This window comes from Nocardiopsis sp. EMB25, from assembly GCF_026797795.1.
Classification (GTDB): domain Bacteria; phylum Actinomycetota; class Actinomycetes; order Streptosporangiales; family Streptosporangiaceae; genus Nocardiopsis; species Nocardiopsis lucentensis.
In genome coordinates this window covers 493,213-511,915 of sequence record NZ_JAMTDN010000001.1, presented here as the reverse complement: position 1 = coordinate 511,915, position 18,703 = coordinate 493,213, and the positions used below count along the sequence as shown (strand labels likewise).

12 protein-coding genes are annotated in these 18,703 nt (G+C 73.0%); 2 read left to right on the top strand and 10 right to left on the bottom strand.

Annotation, left to right across the window (positions count from 1 at the left end; translation table 11 throughout):
- Window position 1: 1 nt before the first annotated feature.
- A complete protein-coding gene (locus KIK06_RS02080; protein ID WP_268641690.1) occupies window positions 2-1,264 on the bottom strand; it encodes an FAD-binding protein in 1,263 nt (420 codons plus the stop codon).
- Window positions 1,261-6,588 carry a type I polyketide synthase gene (locus KIK06_RS02075; RefSeq protein ID WP_268641689.1) on the bottom strand — a complete coding sequence of 1,776 codons (5,328 nt, stop codon included), beginning with the start codon at window positions 6,586-6,588 and terminating at the stop codon, window positions 1,261-1,263. The genes KIK06_RS02080 and KIK06_RS02075 overlap by 4 nt, the downstream gene beginning before the upstream one ends.
- 268 nt (window positions 6,589-6,856) lie before the next feature.
- Between KIK06_RS02075 and KIK06_RS02070 the strand changes: the two genes are divergently transcribed.
- Complete coding sequence (locus KIK06_RS02070) at window positions 6,857-8,527, top strand: (2,3-dihydroxybenzoyl)adenylate synthase (protein ID WP_268641688.1); 1,671 nt, start codon at window positions 6,857-6,859, stop codon at window positions 8,525-8,527.
- A 328-nt stretch (window positions 8,528-8,855) separates the two neighbouring features.
- On the opposite strand, the gene KIK06_RS02065 is transcribed toward KIK06_RS02070, so the two are convergent.
- From KIK06_RS02065 to KIK06_RS02030, 8 genes are all read right to left on the bottom strand, one after another.
- Window positions 8,856-9,668, bottom strand: a complete 813-nt coding sequence (locus tag KIK06_RS02065; protein ID WP_268641687.1) for a TIGR03084 family metal-binding protein — start codon at window positions 9,666-9,668, stop codon at window positions 8,856-8,858.
- Window positions 9,665-10,693, bottom strand: coding sequence for a carboxymuconolactone decarboxylase family protein (locus KIK06_RS02060; protein ID WP_268641686.1), 1,029 nt, complete (start codon window positions 10,691-10,693; stop codon window positions 9,665-9,667). The genes KIK06_RS02065 and KIK06_RS02060 overlap by 4 nt, the downstream gene beginning before the upstream one ends.
- Window positions 10,694-10,749: 56 nt before the next feature.
- Window positions 10,750-12,402 (bottom strand): FAD-dependent oxidoreductase, encoded by a 1,653-nt coding sequence (locus KIK06_RS02055; RefSeq protein ID WP_017598709.1) that lies wholly within the window; start codon window positions 12,400-12,402, stop codon window positions 10,750-10,752.
- On the bottom strand, window positions 12,399-12,968 hold the full coding sequence (locus KIK06_RS02050; protein ID WP_017598710.1) for a DUF5987 family protein: 570 nt from the start codon (window positions 12,966-12,968) through the stop codon (window positions 12,399-12,401). Before KIK06_RS02050 ends, KIK06_RS02055 begins: the two co-directional genes overlap by 4 nt.
- 50 nt (window positions 12,969-13,018) lie before the next feature.
- A complete protein-coding gene (locus KIK06_RS02045; protein ID WP_268641685.1) occupies window positions 13,019-14,365 on the bottom strand; it encodes a cytochrome P450 in 1,347 nt (448 codons plus the stop codon).
- Window positions 14,362-15,348, bottom strand: a complete 987-nt coding sequence (locus tag KIK06_RS02040; RefSeq protein ID WP_268641684.1) for a DUF1702 family protein — start codon at window positions 15,346-15,348, stop codon at window positions 14,362-14,364. Before KIK06_RS02040 ends, KIK06_RS02045 begins: the two co-directional genes overlap by 4 nt.
- A 105-nt stretch (window positions 15,349-15,453) precedes the next feature.
- Window positions 15,454-16,428 carry a DUF1702 family protein gene (locus KIK06_RS02035; RefSeq protein ID WP_268641683.1) on the bottom strand — a complete coding sequence of 325 codons (975 nt, stop codon included), beginning with the start codon at window positions 16,426-16,428 and terminating at the stop codon, window positions 15,454-15,456.
- Window positions 16,429-16,431: 3 nt separating this feature from the next.
- A complete protein-coding gene (locus tag KIK06_RS02030; RefSeq protein ID WP_268641682.1) occupies window positions 16,432-17,256 on the bottom strand; it encodes a helix-turn-helix transcriptional regulator in 825 nt (274 codons plus the stop codon).
- 769 nt (window positions 17,257-18,025) lie between these two features.
- Here KIK06_RS02030 and KIK06_RS02025 point away from each other — a divergent pair.
- Window positions 18,026-18,682 carry a TetR/AcrR family transcriptional regulator gene (locus KIK06_RS02025; protein WP_017598716.1) on the top strand — a complete coding sequence of 219 codons (657 nt, stop codon included), beginning with the start codon at window positions 18,026-18,028 and terminating at the stop codon, window positions 18,680-18,682.
- Window positions 18,683-18,703: the final 21 nt, after the last annotated feature.

The window sequence follows — 18,703 nt, the reverse complement described above, 5'->3', positions numbered from 1 at the left end:
GTCACCCGGTCGGGGCCGGAGGGGCACCGCCCGCGTAGTCGACCCCACCCGCCCCGCGCGCCCGCGCCCGCAGAGCGTCGTTGAAGCGCCGCATGCGGTCCAGGACGGCCGGGTCGTCGCGCGGCGCGGTGCGCTGCACCCCGAGGAGCACGGTGAGGGGGTCGCGCACACCGGGCAGGCCCGGGGCACGCAGACGCTCGGTCGGCAGGCTCAGGACGAGGACGCTGCCGCCCGCGCCGAGGCCGTCGGCGGTCAGACCCTCCAGGGTCTCGGCGATGACCGCCCCGGCGACCGCCCCCGGCAGCAGGACGTTGTAGCGCGGATGCGGGTCCCGCTCCCAACCCCCGAGCCGACGGGCCTGCGCCACGAGCGGCGCGTACCGGTGGAGGAAGTCGCCGTGGGCCGTGGACCACGTCTCGGGGCCGCGTCGGCACCGCGACCCGTCGAGCGGGACGCGACCGCCCGGAGCGCCGTCGCCGCCCCCGACCACCGCGGCGTCCAGGGTGTGGGTCCACGCCCCCGCCCGGTCCAGGGTGAGCCGGCCCTCCACGTGGTCGAACCGACCGTCGAACGCGATCCTCCTCTGGTCCGCGAGGAACGCACCGAGCTCCGAGTACACGAACCGGTGGCGACGCACCGTGCTCCCGGCCCGGACCAGCCCGACCGTGGCACGCGTGATGGTGCCGTACCTTCCCTGGGTCCCGCGCACGGCGTCGAAGAGGTCGGGGGCCCGGTCGGGCGAGCAGACGACCACGCGCCCGTCCGGGGTGACGACCTCGAGCTCCGCGACGTGGTCGGCGACGTAGCCGTACCGGTGGCTCGCGCCGCCGACCCCTCCCACCGACAGGGTTCCTCCGACGGACAGGTCGAGCAGGTCCGGCAGGACCGGCGGAACCAGGCCCCGTGGCAGCGTGGTCCGCACCACGTCGCTCCAGCGGGCCCCGGCGTCCACCGAGACCCGGTCGGCGGCGGGGTCCCGGACGCGGGACAGCGACCTCAGGTCGACCACGATCCCGTTCTCGGCCTGGGCCTGGCCGTCGACCGAGTGCCCCGTACCGCGCGCGACGACGGGTGTACCCGTGCTCCGCCCGAACCGGACCACCGCGGCGACGTCGGCCGCGCCGGCCGGGTACAGGACGGCGAGCGGACGGCGGCTGACCATGTTGCCGAAGTCCCGGGCCGCCGCGTCCAGATCGTCCTTTCGCGTGCTGAGCACGCCGCGCAGGCCGATGCTGGACGCGGACGGGACCCCGCCGACGGTCACGCCGGGTCCCCGACCGGCTCCGAGGGAGCGGAGCCGTCGGCCTCCGGTTCCCCGCCGTCGTCGGCTCCCGGGCGCAGGACGCCGGACAGGTGGTCGGCCAGGGCCTCCACCGACGGCTTGGCCCACAGGATGGTCGGGGGCAGGTCCGTCCCGTACCTGGCGCGCACGCGGACGCGCAGGGCGACGGTCATGACGGAGTCGACGCCCATCTCGACCAGCGGGCGCCGCGGCTCGATCTCGGAGGGGTCGAGGTTGAGCTCGGCCGCCACCTGTTCGCACACGTCGGCGAAGACGCGCTCGCGCGCCTCCTCCTCGGACAGGTCGGCGATGTGCGCGAGCCACTCGCCGGAGGAGTCCGCCGCCTCGGCCGCGACCTCCAGGTCGCGCAGCATCGGCGGTCGGAGCGCGCCCGAGGGTGCGGGGAGCGCGCGCAGCACGGCCTGGTAGCCGGACTGGAAGCGCGTGCCGAAGTCCCACGCCCGCAGGGCCTCGGCGGTCGAGACCGCCTCCAGTCCGCGTGAGTTGGCCTCCAGCATCACGGTCCCGATGTCCGAGGACAGGCCCACCCCGCGCCAGGCCGTCCACCCCAGGCTGACCGTCTCCGTGCCGCCGCCGGAGTTGCGGTGCGCCGCCAGGGCGTCGAGGAAGGAGTTGGCGGAGGCGTAGGCCGCCTGCCCGGACAGGCGGGCGAACTGGCCGCACGAGGAGAACATGACGAAGAAGTCGAGGCTCCCGGGCGGGAAGAGGCGGTGGAGCACCAGCGCTCCCCCGACCTTCGGTGCGAGCACCTCACGCAGCCCGTCGGGCTCGACGTTGTGCACCAGCGCGTCGTTGACCACGCCCGCCGCGTGCACCACACCGGTCACCGGCGGCATGTCCAAGACATCGGGATCCAGGGCCGCGGCGACGGCGGCGTGGTCGGTGATGTCGAGACCGAGGACCTTGACCGTCACGCCCAGGGCCTCCAGCGCGAGCACCCCGTCGATCCTGCGTCGGGTCTCGGGGTCGCTCACCGACGCCCACTCCGCACGGGCCGGCAGGGCCTGCCGTCCGACCAGGAGGAGCCGGCGCGCGCCCCGTTCGACCAACCATCGGGCGGTCTCCAGTCCGAGTGCGCCGAGGCCTCCGGTGACCAGCACCGTTCCCGCGGGCGAGCAGCGCAGCGGCGACCGGTCCGCGCTGCGTTCGATCCTGGACAGCCGTGCCGCGTGGGCGCCCTCCTCGGTGAGGGAGACCACGTCCTCCAGGCCGCCGGACACGTCGCGCAGCACGCCGGGGAGCCGCTTGGCGATGTTGCCGTTCAGCTCCGGAACGTCGACCACCCCGCCCCAGAGGTCGGGATGCTCCCCGGCGACGACGCGGGCCAGGCCCCACAGCGGCCCCTGGGCGAGGGACTCCTCGGCGTGCGCGGAGCGCACCCCCCTGGTCAGGCACCACACCCGCTGCGGCGCGATCGGGCGCGAGGTGTCCGCCTGGAGTCGCGCCACCCGCTGCACGGCGCGGACCAGCGTCATGACCGTCCGCTCGGTGGTCTCCTCCAGGGCCTCGTCCGCCCCGGGCGGCGGGGGAAGCACCACGACCGCTCCGGGCCTGGTGAGCGTGTCCGCCCCCAGCTCGTCCGCCCCGGCCGCGCGGACGCACGGCACCCCGGCCGCCGTGATCCCCTCCTCCAGGGGCGCGGTCAGTTCGGGGGCGCCGACCAGGACCACCTGGTCCAGGGCCTCCTGTCCCGTCTGGCCGGTCAGGGCCTCCTCCAGGGGCCGCCACACCACCTCGTACACCAGGTCCCTCGGAGTGGCCGTGGAGCCGAGGTGGTCGACGGCGGCGAAGCGGAGCCCGGCGACCTCGCAGACGATCTCACCGTGTTCGTCGGCGACGCGCACGTCGACCGTGTCGTGCGGTGAGCGCGGCGAGCGCGTGCTGTGCACGTGGATGCGGGCCGGGGGCTCGCCCCGCCAGCGGACCTCGTCGATCGAGCGCGACATCCACAGCACGGACGCGTCCCCGGGCGCCACGACCATCGCGCTGACGGTCAGGGCGCCGTCGATGACGTGCGCCCAGCTGCTCGCCCGGGTGGCGGGGGCGGGCTCCATCTCCAGGAGGGCGAACTGCTCATCGGCGTCGAACCGAAGTTCCCTCATCTCCCAGGGGAAGGCGTAGCCCTCGACACCCATCCGGCCGAACATCTGGTCGGCGCGGTCCAGGGGACCCTCCGGCAGACGGGACCGGAGCGGGTCCACGTCCATCGTCCCCCCGGGGAGCCGGGCGTCGGGCACGGAGACCGCCGTGGTGTGCGTGATCCACGCATCACCCTCGTCGTCGGCGGCCGTGTCGGCGACGCGTGTGGAGAGGGAGAGGGACCGGCCCTCCCGGACGACCTGCACCACCCGGGGCGGGTCGACGGCCAGGGGCGTGCGAAGGACGATGTCGCTGAGCGCCGAGGTCCCCTCCTCACCCGCGGCCGCCACGAAGGTGTTGATGATGGATGCCGCCGGGGTGACCTCCACCCCCACCAGGCCGTGGCTCTGGGGGTAGGGGCGGCTGTCCATGTCCAGGCGGGTCTGCCAGACGCGGCGGGTCGGCGATCCGCTGACGGTCATCCGTCCGCCGAGGAGGCTGTGGCTGAGGGGGTCGTGGCCGCCGCCGGTGCCGCCGTCGGCGCGGTCCTCGGGGAAGATCCAGAACGGACGGTGCTGCCACGCCGCCGCGGGCACGGGCAGCGCCTCCCCGGCGCCGTGGTCCCGCGACCAGTCGATCCCGGCGCCCGCGCAGTACAGCCGCGCGAGGTTGGTCAGCAGTTCCGCCCCGTCGTCGGTGTCCCGCCGCAGGCTGCCGACGACGACGACGTCCTCGATCCCGAGCTTGAGCACGGCCTCCCTGATCGAGTGGGCCACGACCGGGTGCGAGGAGAGCTCGAGGAACAGGCGGTGGCCGTCCTCCAGGGCGGCCGCCACCGCCTCGGAGAAGCGGACCGGACGCCGCAGGTTGGCCGCCCAGTAGGCGCCGTCCCGGGACGCTCCGGACCGCGGGTCGGCCATGGCGGTGCTGTAGAGGGGGACGGAGGCGGGCCGGGGCGCGAGCCGGCGCGCGGCCGCCTCGACCTCGGCGACCACCTCCTCGGTCTGGGCGCTGTGGAAGGCGATGTCGGAGTCCACCTCCCGGACCCAGATCCCCTCCTCCCGCCAGGCGGCGGTGACCCGTTCCACCTCGGCCGCGCCCCCGGAGACGACGGTCGACTCCGGAGCCGCGGAGATCGCGGCCTCCACGCCGACGACGCCCTCCAGCCTCGTCCGGGCCTCCTCGAACGCCAGGCCCACCATGGCCATGGCCCCGCGGCCCTCCAACCGGGTGAGCGCCGAGGCCCGCCGGCAGGCGAACCTGGCCGCGTCGTCACGGTCGAGCACGCCCGCGGCCACACAGGCCGCGATCTCGCCGACCGAGTGCCCGATGACCGCGCTCGGGGTGAGCCCCCGGTCGCGCCACACCTCGATGAGACCGACCTGGACGGCGAAGGTCAGCGCCTGGACGTGGGACGCGGACCACGTGCGCCCGTCCGTCAGCGCCTCGCGGGGTGTCCAGCCGAGCACCTCCCGGAACGGCTCCGCCAGTGCGTCGACGGCGCCGGCGAACACCGGCTCCTCGGCCAGGAGCCGCCTGCCCATACCGGTCCACTGGGCGCCGTGTCCGGAGAAGACCCAGGTGACGCCGCCGTCGTCGGCCGAGGCCCGGTCCGACACCGCGCTCCGGCCGGCCCGTCCCTCCGCGAGATCGCGCAGGCCCTCCACCAGCGCTTCGGGGGAGTCGGCGACGACGGCGCCGCGCTGGGCCAGGTGCGAACGGCGCAGGGCCAGGGTGTGGCCGATCGAGGCCAGGGAGGCGTCGGGGCGCTCCTCCACCCAGTCGGCGACCTTCGCGGCGAGGCCGCGCAGCCCGGCCGCCGAGGCGGCGGAGAGGGGGAAGACCGTCGCCCTCCCGGGAGCCGGACGGTCCGCGCTCCGCGCCGCCCCGGAGTCGGCGTCGACGTCCTGTTCCAGGAGGACGTGCGAGATCGTGCCGCCGACGCCGTAACTGGACACACCCGCCCTGCGCGGGCGCGTGCCCCCGGTGGACGGCCACGGCACGAGCCCGTCGACCAGCCGCAGGCCGCTCCCGTCCCAGTCGATCCCGTCGTGGGGCGCGCCGTGCAGGCTCCGGGGGATTCGGCCGTGCCGCATGGCGAGCACGGTCTTGATCACGCCGGCGACCCCCGAGCCGCCCTCGATGTGGCCGATGTTGGGCTTGACCGAGCCGATCAGGCACGGCCTGTCGTCCGGGCGGCCCGTACCGAGGACCCGGGCGAGCGCCGTGAGCTCCTCACCGTCGCCGGAGGGCGTTCCGGTCCCGTGCGCCTCCACGTAGTCGACCGTGGCGGGCGCGATGCCCGCCCGTTCGTAGACCTCGCGGAGCATGTGTTCCTGGGCGCTCCCGTTGGGGGCCATCATCCCGTCGGAGCGGCCGTCCTGGAAGACCCCGCTGCCGCGCACGACCGCCAGGACGGGGTTGCCGTCGCGCCGGGCGTCGGAGAGGCGCTTGAGCACCACCACGCCCGCCCCCTCACCGCGGCCGTAGCCGTCGGCGTCGCGGTCGAAGGCCTTGCTCCTGCCGTCCGGGGACATCGCCCCGGCGCCGTTGAGGGCGACGTTGAGCGCCGGGGTCGACATGATGTTGAGGCCGCCGACGACCGCCAGGGGGATCTCCCCCGACAGCAGGCCCCCGCGCGCCAGGTGCAGCGCGGTCAGGGAACCGGCGCAGGCGGTGTCCACGGCCATGCTCGGCCCGCGCAGGTCGAGGAAGTAGGAGACCCGGTTCGCGATGCCGTAGAACGTGGTGCCGTTGACCGCGTAGGCACCCGTGAGCGGGATGTCCTCCAGCAGCCTGCGGCCGTAGTCGTTGGAGTTCGCGGCCGCGTACACGCCCGTCTGGCCGCCGCGCAGGGACAGCGGGGGGATACCCGCGTCGGCCAGCGCCTCCCAGGTGAGTTCGAGCATGAACCTCTGTTGCGGGTCGAGGAAGTCGGCCTCCCTGGGCGAGATCCCGAAGAAGTCCGCGTCGAAGCCCTCGATGTCGTCGAGGAAGGACCCCTTCAGAACGGTTTCGCGCAGGGCGGTGGTCGCCTTCGGGTGACTCGACGCGTAGGCCTTCCACCGTTTGTCGGGCATGTCCGAGACGGTGCTGCCGCCCTCAACGAGGAAGCGCCAGAAGTCCTCCGCGGAGAGAAGGTCGGGGGCGAATCTGCACGCCATCCCGACAATGGCGACCGCCTCGTCAGCTGCTGCTGTTTGCATCGGCTCCTCGCTCCCATTCAAATCGCCGAGCGGACGGACCGCCGCGGCGGCCGTGTCGTCCCCCTCGCAGTCAGATTCGGGCACCCGGAATCGGAATGACTACTTGTCACGTGCGCTGTACGGACAGGGGCCGTCCGGAAGCGGTGATCGAGCAACGATCGAGAGGATCGTGGGACGTCGGCCCTCCTAGGCTGCCGGGGAAGCGCGCCCGGGGACCCGCCGGTGAGCGGGGGCCGGGCACCGAACCCTCAGGACACCGGGAGACGACATGCCCAACCCAGGAGTGGTTCCGCCCGTGGACGGCTTCGTGCCGTGGCCGACGGAGGCGGCGGCGGTCTACAGGGCCAGGGGGTACTGGGAGGGGCGGCCGCTCGGCTCCCGGATCGCGGAGGCCGCGCGCGCCAGGCCCGACGCCGTGTGCCTGGTCGACGGCGACGTACGCATGACCTTCCGCGAGCTGATGGCACGCGCGGACGGGGCCGCGCTGCGGATGCGCGGCCTGGGGGTCCGCGCCGCGGACCGGGTCGTCGTCCAGTTGCCGAACCGGTGGGAGCACGTCGTCATGACGGTGGCCTGCCTCCGGCTCGGCGCGCCTCCGGTCTGGGTCCTGCCCCAGTACCGGCTGCGCGAGCTCACGGAAGTGGTCGCGCACACCGGGCCGAGGATGATCGTCGTGCCGGACGCCTTCCGCGGCTTCGACCACCAGGGCGCGGCGCACGAGGCGGCACGGGCCGTGGAGGGGGTGGAACACGTCGTGGTGGGCGGTGCCTCGGCGCCGCTCCCCGGCGGCCTGGACCTGGCCGAGCTGTGCGCGCCCGCGCCGGACCCCGAACGGGCCCGCGCGTCGATGGACCGGTCGGCGCCGGACCCGGGGTCGGTGGCGGTGCTCAAACTCTCGGGCGGGACCACCGGGCTGCCCAAGGTCGTCGCCCGCACCCACGACGACCTGTCCTACATGATCACGAGGGCGGGGAGCCTGTGCGGGTTCGGCCCGGACACGGCCTATCTCGCGGTCCTTCCGCTCGCCCACGGCTTCCCCAACACCGGACCGGGCGTCCTGGGCGCCCTGGCGGCGGGCGGCCGGGTGGTGGTCGCGCCGTCGCCGACCCCCGAGACGGTCTTCCCGCTGATCGAACGGGAACGGGTCACGGCGACCTCCGCGGTTCCGGCGATCGTCTCCCGTTGGCTGGAGTACCGGGAGTCCGGCCCCGCGGCCGACCTGGACTCGCTGCGGCTGCTCCAGGTCGGCGCCTCCCGCCTGGCCCCGGCCACGGCCCGCCGAATCCGCCCCGAGCTCGGCTGCGCGCTCCAGCAGGTGTTCGGCATGTCGGAGGGGCTGCTCTGCCTCACCCGCCTCGACGACCCGGACGACGTCGTGCACCACACCCAGGGCAGGCCCATCTGCCCCGACGACGAGACCATGGTCGTCGACCCGCGGGGGAAGCCCGTGGAGACGGGGGTTCCGGGAGCGCTGCTCACGCGGGGCCCCTACACCGTCCGGGGCTACTACCGGTCACCAGAGCTCGACGCGCGGCACTTCACCGGGGACGGGTGGTACCGGACCGGCGACATCGTGCGCCTGTGCCCGGACGGAAACCTGGTCGTCGTCGGCAGGGAGAAGGACGTCATCAACCGCGGCGGCGAGAAGGTCAGCGCGGAGGAGGTGGAGGACCTGGCCCTGCGCGCGGCCGGCGTCCGGCGGGCGGCCGCGGTGGCCTTCCCCGACGACGAGCTCGGTGAGCGGATCTGCCTGTTCGTCGTGCCCTCCCCCGGCCACCGGGTGGTGCTGGAGGACGTGCGCCGGGCGATGGCCGAGGCGGGGACCGCGTCCTTCAAACTCCCCGAACGCCTCCTCACCGTGGACTCCCTGCCGGTGACGGCGCTGGGCAAGACCGACAAGAGCGCGCTGCGGTCCCGGGCCGCCGCACCGCCCGCGTGAGACCGCGCCGCCTGGGGCCGACGGTCCGTCGGCCCCGGGCGGCGGGTGAGGGCGGTGGCGGCCGAGGCGGAGCGGCAGGCCCCAATAGGTGCCGCCTGGGGCCTGTTCTTGGAACGGACACTCAAGGGGGTGTCGTTCGGGCGCCGACAGGGTGCTTATGGATAGGTCTGCGCCGCAGGCGTCCGTTGAGGGTGGTGGAGGGTGACGGGCGGGCGAGGCAAGCCGCGTAGCGAGGAACGAGCGATAGGCGCGGCCGAGGATGAAGAATCCCTGTCTTTCGGGCGGCCGAACACGGGCCGAAGCGGAGCGGAGGCCCCAAAAGCACTGCCTAGGCGAACTGGCCGGGGCGGCGCCCCGGACCGGCCGGGCCGCGGTAGGCCTGGGCGATGTCGAGCCAGCGGTCGGCGTCGGGCCCCTCCGCCGTCACGGAGAGGTCGTCGCGGTGGCGTCGGCGCGTGACCAACAGGCAAAAGTCGGCGGCGTCGCCCGTGATCCGCTGTTCGGCCTCGGCCGGGCCGAAGTTCCACTTGGCGCCGGAGGGCGAGGTCAGTTCGAACCGGAACTCGGTGTCCGGCGGAGTGAGCCCACGGGACTGATAGCCGAACTCCCAGGTCAGAACGGCGAACCCCACGATGTTGCCGATCCGGTCGGTGCGCTCGGGGGTGACGCCCAGCGCATCGGCGATGTCCTGGCCGTGGGCGTAGAGCTCCATCATGCCCGCGCAGGCGAGGACGCCCGGCGGGATCGGACGCACGAGCCAGGGCACCGGCTGGTCGGCCGGGGCGGCCGCGAGCGCCTCGATCGCGAAGTCGCGTTCCTTCCGCCAGCGGGCGAGCAGGCGCTCGGGGTCGTCGAGCGGATAGGTCTTCAGGACGGCGTTGACCGCTCCGTCGAAGTCCCGGCTCGCCTCGGCCGTCATCGCCGCGAACGCCTCGGCGTCGGAGGCCGCGGTCCCGGCGAGCGCGAAGACGAAGCTCAGGTGGGCGACCTGGTGGGCCACGGTCCACCCCACCGCCGGGGTCTCCCGTGCCCAGCCGTCGGGCCCCAGGTCGGCCACGAGGTCGTCGATCCGGGCCGCCTCCGCGGTCAGGTCGTCGATCACGGCGGGCAGTTCCGTGATGACGTTGGGCAGGTTGTTCACGTCTGTCTCCCTTGGTTCGGTGCGGTGCGGGGTGCGGATGTGAGGTCGCGGGCGGTGGCGTGGCGGGCTGCGGTCATCGCCGCCCAGGAGACGGCCCTGACCAGGTCGGCGTCGTCGGCCCCGGCTCGTCGGCACTCGGCCACGGTGTCGTCGCCGACCTGGAACGAGGCGCGTGCGGTGAGCAGGGCCAGGCGTCCCAGGGGCCGGTGCGCCTCGGGCAGCGCGGCGAGGGGCTCCGTCGACCAGGCGCGGCTGACCCCGGCGGGCTCGGCCCCGTGTTCGCCGATGTGGCGGGTGGTCAGGGCGCGTACGGTGTCCGGGAGCGTGCGGGCCCCGGCCGCGTCGACCGCGGCGCAGACCCCGGTCAGGACGCGCAGGATCCGGGGGTTCCCACAGGCCCAGCGCAGGTCGTCGGGGGCGGGGGCGAGGCGTGCGCGCTCGGGCAGCAGTTCCAACGCGGTGTCGGGGGCGAGGCGCGGCCCGTGCCCGGCGGCGATCACCGCTCCGGTGGCGCGGCGCAGCGGCCCCCGCACGGGCCCGGGAGCGAGGTCGGGCAGGGGCGAGTCCGGTAGGAAGACGTTGACCATGCGGTTGATGTAGTGGAAGGTCAGCCCGACCGCGCCCAGTTCGGCGCGCTCGGCGGGCGGGGCCGACCCGGGCGGTCTCGGGGACGGCCCGGCTGGTTCCGCGTCCCCTCCGAGCGAACCGAGGGTGGCGCCGTGCACCTCCACGCAGTAGGGGCAGGCGTTGCGGCGCGACACGTCGGTGGCGAGGGCCTCCCGTTCGGCACGCCCGGTGCGCCCCGGGACGAGGAGGGACTCACGCAGCGCCGTCCAGGTCGCCGCGGCGCACTCGGGCGCGGGCGAGAGCATGGCCACGGGCGGGGCGAGCACCCCGAAGTCGCGTTCCACCCGCCCGTAGAGGTCGGCGACCTCACCGCACGCGCGGCCCGGCGGATCCGGACGGATGTGGCGCACCTCGTTCAGCGACCGGCGCACGGCCGCCCTCAGGATCGTACGGAGCACGGTCCTTCCTCCCCTCTCGGATCGTCGGCGGTCGGGTGTGCACGGCGGACGCGCCCTTAAGCGGACGGACGACCGGCCAGGTGGAGGACGTCCCCGCTCCCCGACGTGGCGCCGTCGGGGGCGGGAGCGCCGTAGGTGACGTCGACCCCGCGTGCTCGGACGGCCTCGACGATGCCCGGAACGGAGCGCTCGGCGAGGGCCGCGATGGTCATCGCGGGGTTGACGGTGAGGGCTCCCGGCACGGAGGAGCCGTCGGTGACGAAGATCCCGGGGTGGCCCCGCAGTTCGTGGCGGTCGTCCAGGGCCGAGGTGTGCGGGTCGTCGCCGATGCGGCACGAGGCGAGCGGGTGCACGGTGTAGGCCCCCACCAGGTCGTTGGTCCACGGCGCGACGCTGGCGATCCCGTCCTTCTCCAGGATCTCCTTGACCTCGGCGTCCGAGGCGTCCCAGCCGCGCTGGGTGTTGAGGGTGGGCCGGTAGGTGAGCGGGCCGCGGCCCAGCATCTGCTGGGACAGGCGCACGGCGTTGCCCGTGGGGGGCGGCGTGCCGAAGACACCCTCGTTGTCGTCCTCGCTCATGGTGAACACGATCAGCCACGACTTCCAGCGGCGCAGCATCTCCTTCTTGTCCGCGCCGAACCACGACGGCGTCGGGGCTCCGGGGACCTGGGCGAGGATGGTGCCCAGGGCCGGGGGGAAGTAGAGCTGTTCGAGCGAGTACCGGGAGTACTCCGGCAGCGACGCGTCCAGCCGGTCCCAGTTGGCCACGCACGGGCCCTTGCCGATCTGGAACGCCTCGTAGGCGCGTTCGTCGTCGCGGGCCAGGCCCAGGACGTCGCGGACCCGGTCCTCGTTGACGACGGCGGTGTTGAGGCGTTCCCCGTTGCCGGAGAAGTACCGTCCCACCGCGTGCGGCATGGCGCCCAGGCGCTCCTCGGAGCGTTTGAGGATGACGGGGGTGGCCCCGGCTCCGGCCGCGAGGACCACGATCTTGGCGTCGATGGCGCCCGAGCCGTCGACGATCCTGTAGTCGCTGTCGTCGATGACGTTGTAGTGCACCCGGTACCCGCCGTCGTCGAGGCGGTCGATCCGCTGTACCTCGTGCAGGGGCCGGATCCGCGCCCCGTGGGCGAGGGCGGCGGGCAGGTAGTTGAACATCAGGGACTTCTTGGCCTCGAACCGGCAGCCCGCCATCATCCAGTTGCAGTTGACGCAGGCGTCCTTGTCGATGGCGACGGGCACCGGGTTGGCCGTGCGACCGGAGTGGTCGCAGGCCGCGCCCCAGAGTCCGCCCGCGTAGCTGACGTCGGACCAGTCCTGGGTCCGCACGCCCAGCGCCTCGGCGACCCGGTCGTACCAGGGGTCGAGGGCGTCGCGGGTGATCGAGGCGGGCCACATGCGGCGCCCGACGGAGCCCCGGCGTTCGAAGACGAACCGCGGTGCCCGGGGCAGTGCGGCGAAGTACACCATGCTCCCCCCGCCCACGCAGTTGCCGCCGAGCACGCTCATCCCGTCCCCGACGGTGAAGTCGAAGGCGCGTGTGTAGGAGGAGCCGAGGAGGAAGTCGTGCTGGAGTTCCTCGGTCGCCAGCCAGGGGCCGCGTTCGAGGACGGTGACCCGCGCTCCCCCCGCCGCGAGGTGGTAGGCGGTGATGGCGCCGCCGAAGCCGCTGCCGACGACGAGGACGTCGGTCTTCTCCGTGGTGGTCATGCGGGGCTCCCCGAGGGCGTGGTGTCCGGGTGGAGGCGGGCCAGGGGCCTGCCGTAGGAGTACTCCTTGAACCGCAGCAGTCCGTCCGCGTCCGGAGCGGCGAAACCCATGGCCGTCAGTCCGGGGTGCCCGGCCGCGATGGCGTCGGGGGTGCTGGTGTGGGCGGCGCTGTCGTAGGCCATGTTGCAAAAGAGGGCGAGCATCACCCAGAACTCCTTCTCCGGGTGGCCGGGCGAGGTGAGCGCGCGGACGAGGGCGGTGCGGTGCTCGAAGGGGAGCCGGACGAAGGGGGGCTGGCCGTCGCCGCCCGGGTCCAGTCCGTGCTCGCGCGCGTGGCGCTCGGCGTGCTCGTTGAGGAGGTCGACGAGGTCGGCCAGCCCGGCGGTCAGCCCCGTGGCCGGGGTCCGCAGCAGCTCCAGCGCACCCGCCTCGACCGCTCCGGCGTCGTGCGAGCGCCCCGCGACGGTCACGTCGTCCGGACCGCGTCTCGCGCCGGGCAGGATGGTGTCGGCGAACGCCTCCAGCGTCCGTGTCTCGACGCTGTCCGCGTCGGGGGTGCCCGTCATGGTCATCTCCTGTCGTCGTGGGTGGGCCGGGCGCGCCGTGGGCCGGCGTCCTAGAGCGTGTGGACGTTCATCGGCAGGCCGCCGCGCACACGCAGCGAGAGCATGGCCTCGGGGACCACCCGGCGGCCCCGCGGAAGGGTGAGTCGCAGGTCGCGCGCGATGACCGCGAGCACGAAGACGGCCTCCAGCATCCCGAGGTTGCTGCCCACGCAGACTCTCGGTCCGGCCCCGAAGGGGATGTAGGAGTAGCGGTGACGCTCGTCGCGGCGGCCGGGAGCGAACCGTTCGGGGTCGAAGCGGTCGGGGTCCGGCCACGCGTCGGGGCGCCGGTGCAGGGTGTAGGGGCAGATCAGGACGTCGGACCCGGCGGGAACGTGGTATCCGCCCACCTCGTCGTCGTCCAGCGCCACGCGCGGCAGGACCCACACCGCGGGGTACAGCCGCATGGTCTCCTGGACCACCATCGAGGTGTAGGTCAGCCTGGGCAGGTCCTCGTGGGTCGGCGCCCGGTCGCCGAGTACGCTCCTGGCCTCGTCCCTGAGCCGTTCGGCGGTCCCCGGGTTGCGGTCCACGAGGTAGAGCGCCCAGCTCAGCGTGCTGGCCGTGGTCTCGTGACCGGCCAGGAGGAGGGTGACCAGCTCGTCGCGCACCCGCTGGGAACGCACCCGCGGGTCCGGCTCCACGGAGGCGTCGGCCAACACCCGCGAGAGCGCGTCGTCGGCGTCGTCCGCGGCGGTGCGTCCCTCGACGAGCCGGTCGACGATCCGCGCGAGTTCCGCCCGGGCCCCGCGGAACCTGGTCTGCGTGCGCGTCGGCAGCCACACCGGCAGCGCGTTCATCGTGATCATGTCGAGCATGGCCTGGTCCTGGACCGCCGCGAACGCCGAGCCGATGGTGTCGAAGGCGTGCAGGTCGGTGTCCAGGAGGGTTCGGCCCAGGACGCCCAGGGTCAGGGCGGTCGTCTCCTCCACCATGTCCACGGGCCCGCGCCCGGCCCTGGCCCGCAACCGGTCCGCCAGCGCGACGGCCTCCTTGGCCACGGCGTCGGCCCGGCCGGAGATCCTGCGCTGCTGGAACACCGGACGGATGGTCCTGCGCTGGGCGCGCCACCGCTCGCCCTCGCTGGTCAGCAGCCCGTCGCCGAGGGCCCGTCTGGCGTGGCTCTGCCCGATGCCCTTGCGGTAGTTGTCCCAGTTCTCGGCCAACACGTGTTTGGCGTGGTCGGGGTGGTTGAACAGGTAGAGGGTCTTGGGACCGGCCGCCATGCGCACGGCGTCCCCGTGTCGTTCGACCGCGGTGGACATCATGGCCAGCCGGTCGGTGAGCAGGTCCCGCAGCATGCCGGGCGCCGCCCGGAGCGGGGTGCGCGGGGGGTGGCGCCGGTCCGTCCCGGTCACGAGTACGCACCCCCGCCCTCGCGGAGCGCGAACTCGTCGGCCAGCCGGGCGCGCCACACCTCGTACCACGGACGGCCGGGGTCCTCGGCCCCCGACGGTTCGGGGCGCAGGTCGCGGGAGGCGCGGGCCGCCGTCTCGGCGTCCGTGCCGCACAGCACCCCGGTGGCGGTCTCCGTGTGGGGGACGAGGAGCCCCGCGCGGATCCTGGCCTCGGCGGCGAAGGCGCTCCCCTGGGCGAGGTGCCGCCCGTGGCGCCCCGCGTGGTCGCGGAGCCGGTGCAGCTCGTCGGTGTCGGCACCGCCCGCGTAGGTGGCGGCCAGCCCCACCCCGGAGTAGAGGTCGGCACGGCGTCCCTCGGGGAAGGACTCGACCAGGGCCGCGACCCGGTCGGGGTCCGTGCCCCCGACGAACCACAGTGCCCGACCCACCCCCTGGTCAGCGGCCCGGAGGGCGTAGGGGCCGTCCCCGGTGTATCGCGCCGCGCGCCCGTCCCGCACGCGGCGGTGGACGTGTGTGCCGGTGTGGAAGTAGGCCTGGTGGAAGCCGTAGCCGTCGTGGACCAGCCACCGGAGCAGGGGGTCGAGGTGTCCGGTGCCGGGCCACAGCGGCCGGGGCAGGCGGGCCATGGCCCATCCGATGCCGACGTAGGCCATGTAGACGTGGGGTGCGCCCGGCCCCTCCAGGAAACGCCGCGTCCGCCCACTCCCCAGCGACATCGCGTCCACCAGGGCGAGCCCCATCGCGGCGCCCTCGTAGGCGAATCCCTTGTAACGGGTCGGGAGCGAGGCGAGGCGTTCGTCAGCGCGTTCCGCCGACCCCGTCTCCAAAGCGTCGCCGAGGCCGGTCAGAAACGATTTTCCCACCGTTTCCAGAACGTCACGGCCAGCGGGACCCTTGTCGTGGAAACCACGCTTCTCCAACGTGGTCTCGGTCGTTTTCGGAGTGATGATCCTGCGCCTGAGCACACCGATCACACTGGCCATTTCGTCCTCCCGCCACGTGCGACGGACACGGTCGATTTCGTTTTCCATGCTGCCGATACCGCCCGGCGCGGGGCTACTTCGCGATTGCTGCGCCCCGGAGGTACGTCAGCTGAAATGTTCGCGAATTCCGGATCGCCACACCTCGTAGGCGGGCACACCGCCGCGCTCCCCCGGCTCCACCGCGTGGTCGTCGGCCAGCGCGGCCGCCGCGGCCGTACCCAGACCGGTGAGCGCGCGGACCACGGACTCGGTGTGGTCGGGCACGCATCCCGAGTACACCCGCGCCTTCGCCGCGAACACCGCCCCCTGAGCGACGTGGGGCGCGTCCGGCCCGGCCGCGCGGAGCAGATCGGTCAGCGGACCGGACTCGGCGCCGCCCGCGAAGGCGGCGGCGAGTCCCACCCCGCTCCACAGGTCGGGCCGGCGGCGTTCCGGAAAGGCCCGCACGGCGTCGGCGACCGCCGCGCACCGCGCGCCGTGGATGAACCACAGCGCCCGCCCGACCCCCTGGTCGAAGGCCCGGGGGAAGTAGTCGGGTGCGCCGAGCCACGGATACGTGTGGGGCGTATCCTGGCGGTCCACCCAGCGCCGCGTGTCGAAGTAGGCGAGGTCGAACCCGTAACCGTCCACGGCCAACCAGCTCATGGTGGGGTGGTAGGGGTTGTCCGTCAGTTCGGGTAGGACGCTTCGCCACAGGCGCCGGGGCAACCGGGCCATGGCGAACCCGATCCCGATGTAGGCGAGGAAGGTGTGCGGTCTGGCCGGGCCGTCCATGAGGTCGCGGGTGCGGTCGGATCCGCCGACGGGGAGGGCGTCGCGCACGGTGAAGGCCATGGTCGTCCCCTCGTAGGCGAACCCGCGCAGCGCGGCGTCCACCGTCTCGAGGCGATGTTCGGCCTCCTCCAGGTGTCGTGTCTCCATCCCCCACTCGAAACCGCAGACCACGGCTTCGGGAATCCGCTCCAGGCTCCGTGCCGCGGGCGAGTCGCGACCGGGGAAGCCCCGACGCGCGAATCCGACGTCGGCCAGGGGAGGTGCGAGCAGCGCACGCGCCACCGCGCGCGGGATCCGGCCGGCCACGGCTCAGGCCACCGTCGGCTGCAGGCAGAGGTCGCCGTCCCGCCGGGGGTCGGCGCCGACCGCCGAGACGTCGGCGAGCGTCACGGCCATGGGGGTGACCGTCTCCTCGGCCGGCCGCGCCGACAGGGACACGTAGGTGTTGAGCCCGGAGGAGATCGTGACGTGCCTGCGGGTGTTGGCCGTCAGGACCCGACCGGTCGCCGCGCCCGCCCCATGGGGCATGGCCACGGCGATGACGCGGTAGGAGCCGTTCGGCACACCGGTCACCTCGAACTCGGTCCGCCCGTGGGCGGTGAAGGCCTCGAAGGCCACCGGCGCCCGCTGGGGGGCCGCGTCGCGGAACACCCCCACCACGGCGTTCGCACCGCACACCTCCGCGGGGATCTCCAGGGTGCCGCGCAGGGTGTTGGTCGCCTCCTGTGTCCGGGAGCGGCCGCGATTGGCCTCGATCATGTCCCCGAGGTCGGGCATACGGGCGAAGTCGTGGGAGGCGGCGACCGTCAGCCTGGCGACTGCGGGGGACCGGTACTGGGTCGGAGACATACCGACCGCACGGGTGAACCTGCTGGTGAAGGTGCCGACACTGTTGTATCCGACGCTGCACACGATGTCGGAGACGGTCAGGTCCGTGGTCAGCAGCATCCGCTTGGCGGCGAACAGTCGCACCGCCGTCAGATAACGGCCGGGGGTGAGACCGACGGCACGCGAGAAGATCCTGGAGAAGTGGTAGGGGCTGACGAACACCTCAGCCGCGACCTCGTTGAGGGTAATGGGCTCGTAATAGCGGCTACGAATGAATGCGACAGCTTGACGAACAGAACTCTCCACTGCTATCTCCCAACTCGAGGTCAGCCTTCGGACATCGGCAACCGGAAGCCCTCACAGCATGGCGGGACAAGCCAGGGCGCACGGTGGTATCAGAAATCAATACTCAGCACCACCGAACCCGAAAACCGACTTCCGGAAAAGGCGAACAGGGAGTGACGACGAACGCACGAAAACCTCATTCGCCCCAAGGGTCCGGGAAGTCACGGGCCGGACCCCTCCAGGAATCAGGCGAACACGCCATCGTTTCCACATCGCCACCACACCCTCACCCTTCGAAACAGGCACCGACCCATCGTCACACCATGACCGCCGCACCTCATCTCCAAAATTGCGACGCACACACTGAAACCACACAAAAGTATCCCCGACCAGGACACAGCGCGAGAGAAAGAATCCGACACACAAAGTCACGCCCCATCCACGATCCGTGAGACGCGCAGGATAGCGATACACTCTCCCGGAAATGACATAAGCCATCCCGGCAAACCTCGCCTAACATGGGGCAAGGAAGATTAGACCACCAGGAAAACGGGAAAGATCAACCTTCCTCATCGAGGTTTGACTATTGGTTTCTCAGTCAGATATAACCGAGAGCAAGAAAGGTGGCCGCCGGGTCCACCCGCGGCCCGGAGCGGTCGTCCCACACCGGGATGACCGGCTCTCCGGTGCCCGTCGCGCCTGATCCGGCACGGCGACGCGCTCCAGAGGCGGATCGAGGAAAGCTGATCACGAGTAGATGGAGCCCTCCCGAAAGTCCGATATTGATTCCATGAGCCCACGTAAAGCAGACCCGCGGCTACGGACCTCCCTGATCGACACGGCCGCCCGACTCCTCTCCTCCGAGGGCCCCCAGGCCCTGTCCACCCGCAGGATCGCCCGCGAGTCCGGCAGCTCCACCATGACCGTCTACACCCACTTCTCGGGCATCGGCGGACTGGTGCACGCGATGGTTCGCGAGGGCTTCGCCCGCCTGGAGGAGAGCCTCTCCAGCGTCCACGCCACCGACGACCCCGTCCGCGACCTGGCCCTCATGGGCCGGTCCTTCCTCGACAACGCGTCCAGGAACCAGCACCTCTACCCGGTCATGTTCGGCGGCTGCTCGATCGCCGGCTTCAGCCTCTCGGAGGAGGACCGCCAGCACGGCCGGTACACACTCCGTCACGTGACCTCGTGCGTGGACCGCTGTATCGGATCCGGACGGTTCGACCCCGCCGACCCGGAGCTGGTCGCGCACCGGCTCTGGATCGCGATGCACGGACTCACCGCCCTGCACCTCGGCTCCTACCTCATCCCGCCCTACGACGCCGACCGCTGTTTCGAGGACCAACTCGTCTCCCTGATGGTGGGATGCGGTGACGGCCCGGAGGCCGCGCGGACGTCGGTCACCGCGTCCTCCGGGTTCCTTCCGTCCCTGTCCGACACGTAGGGCGTGTCCCGCCGGCACGTC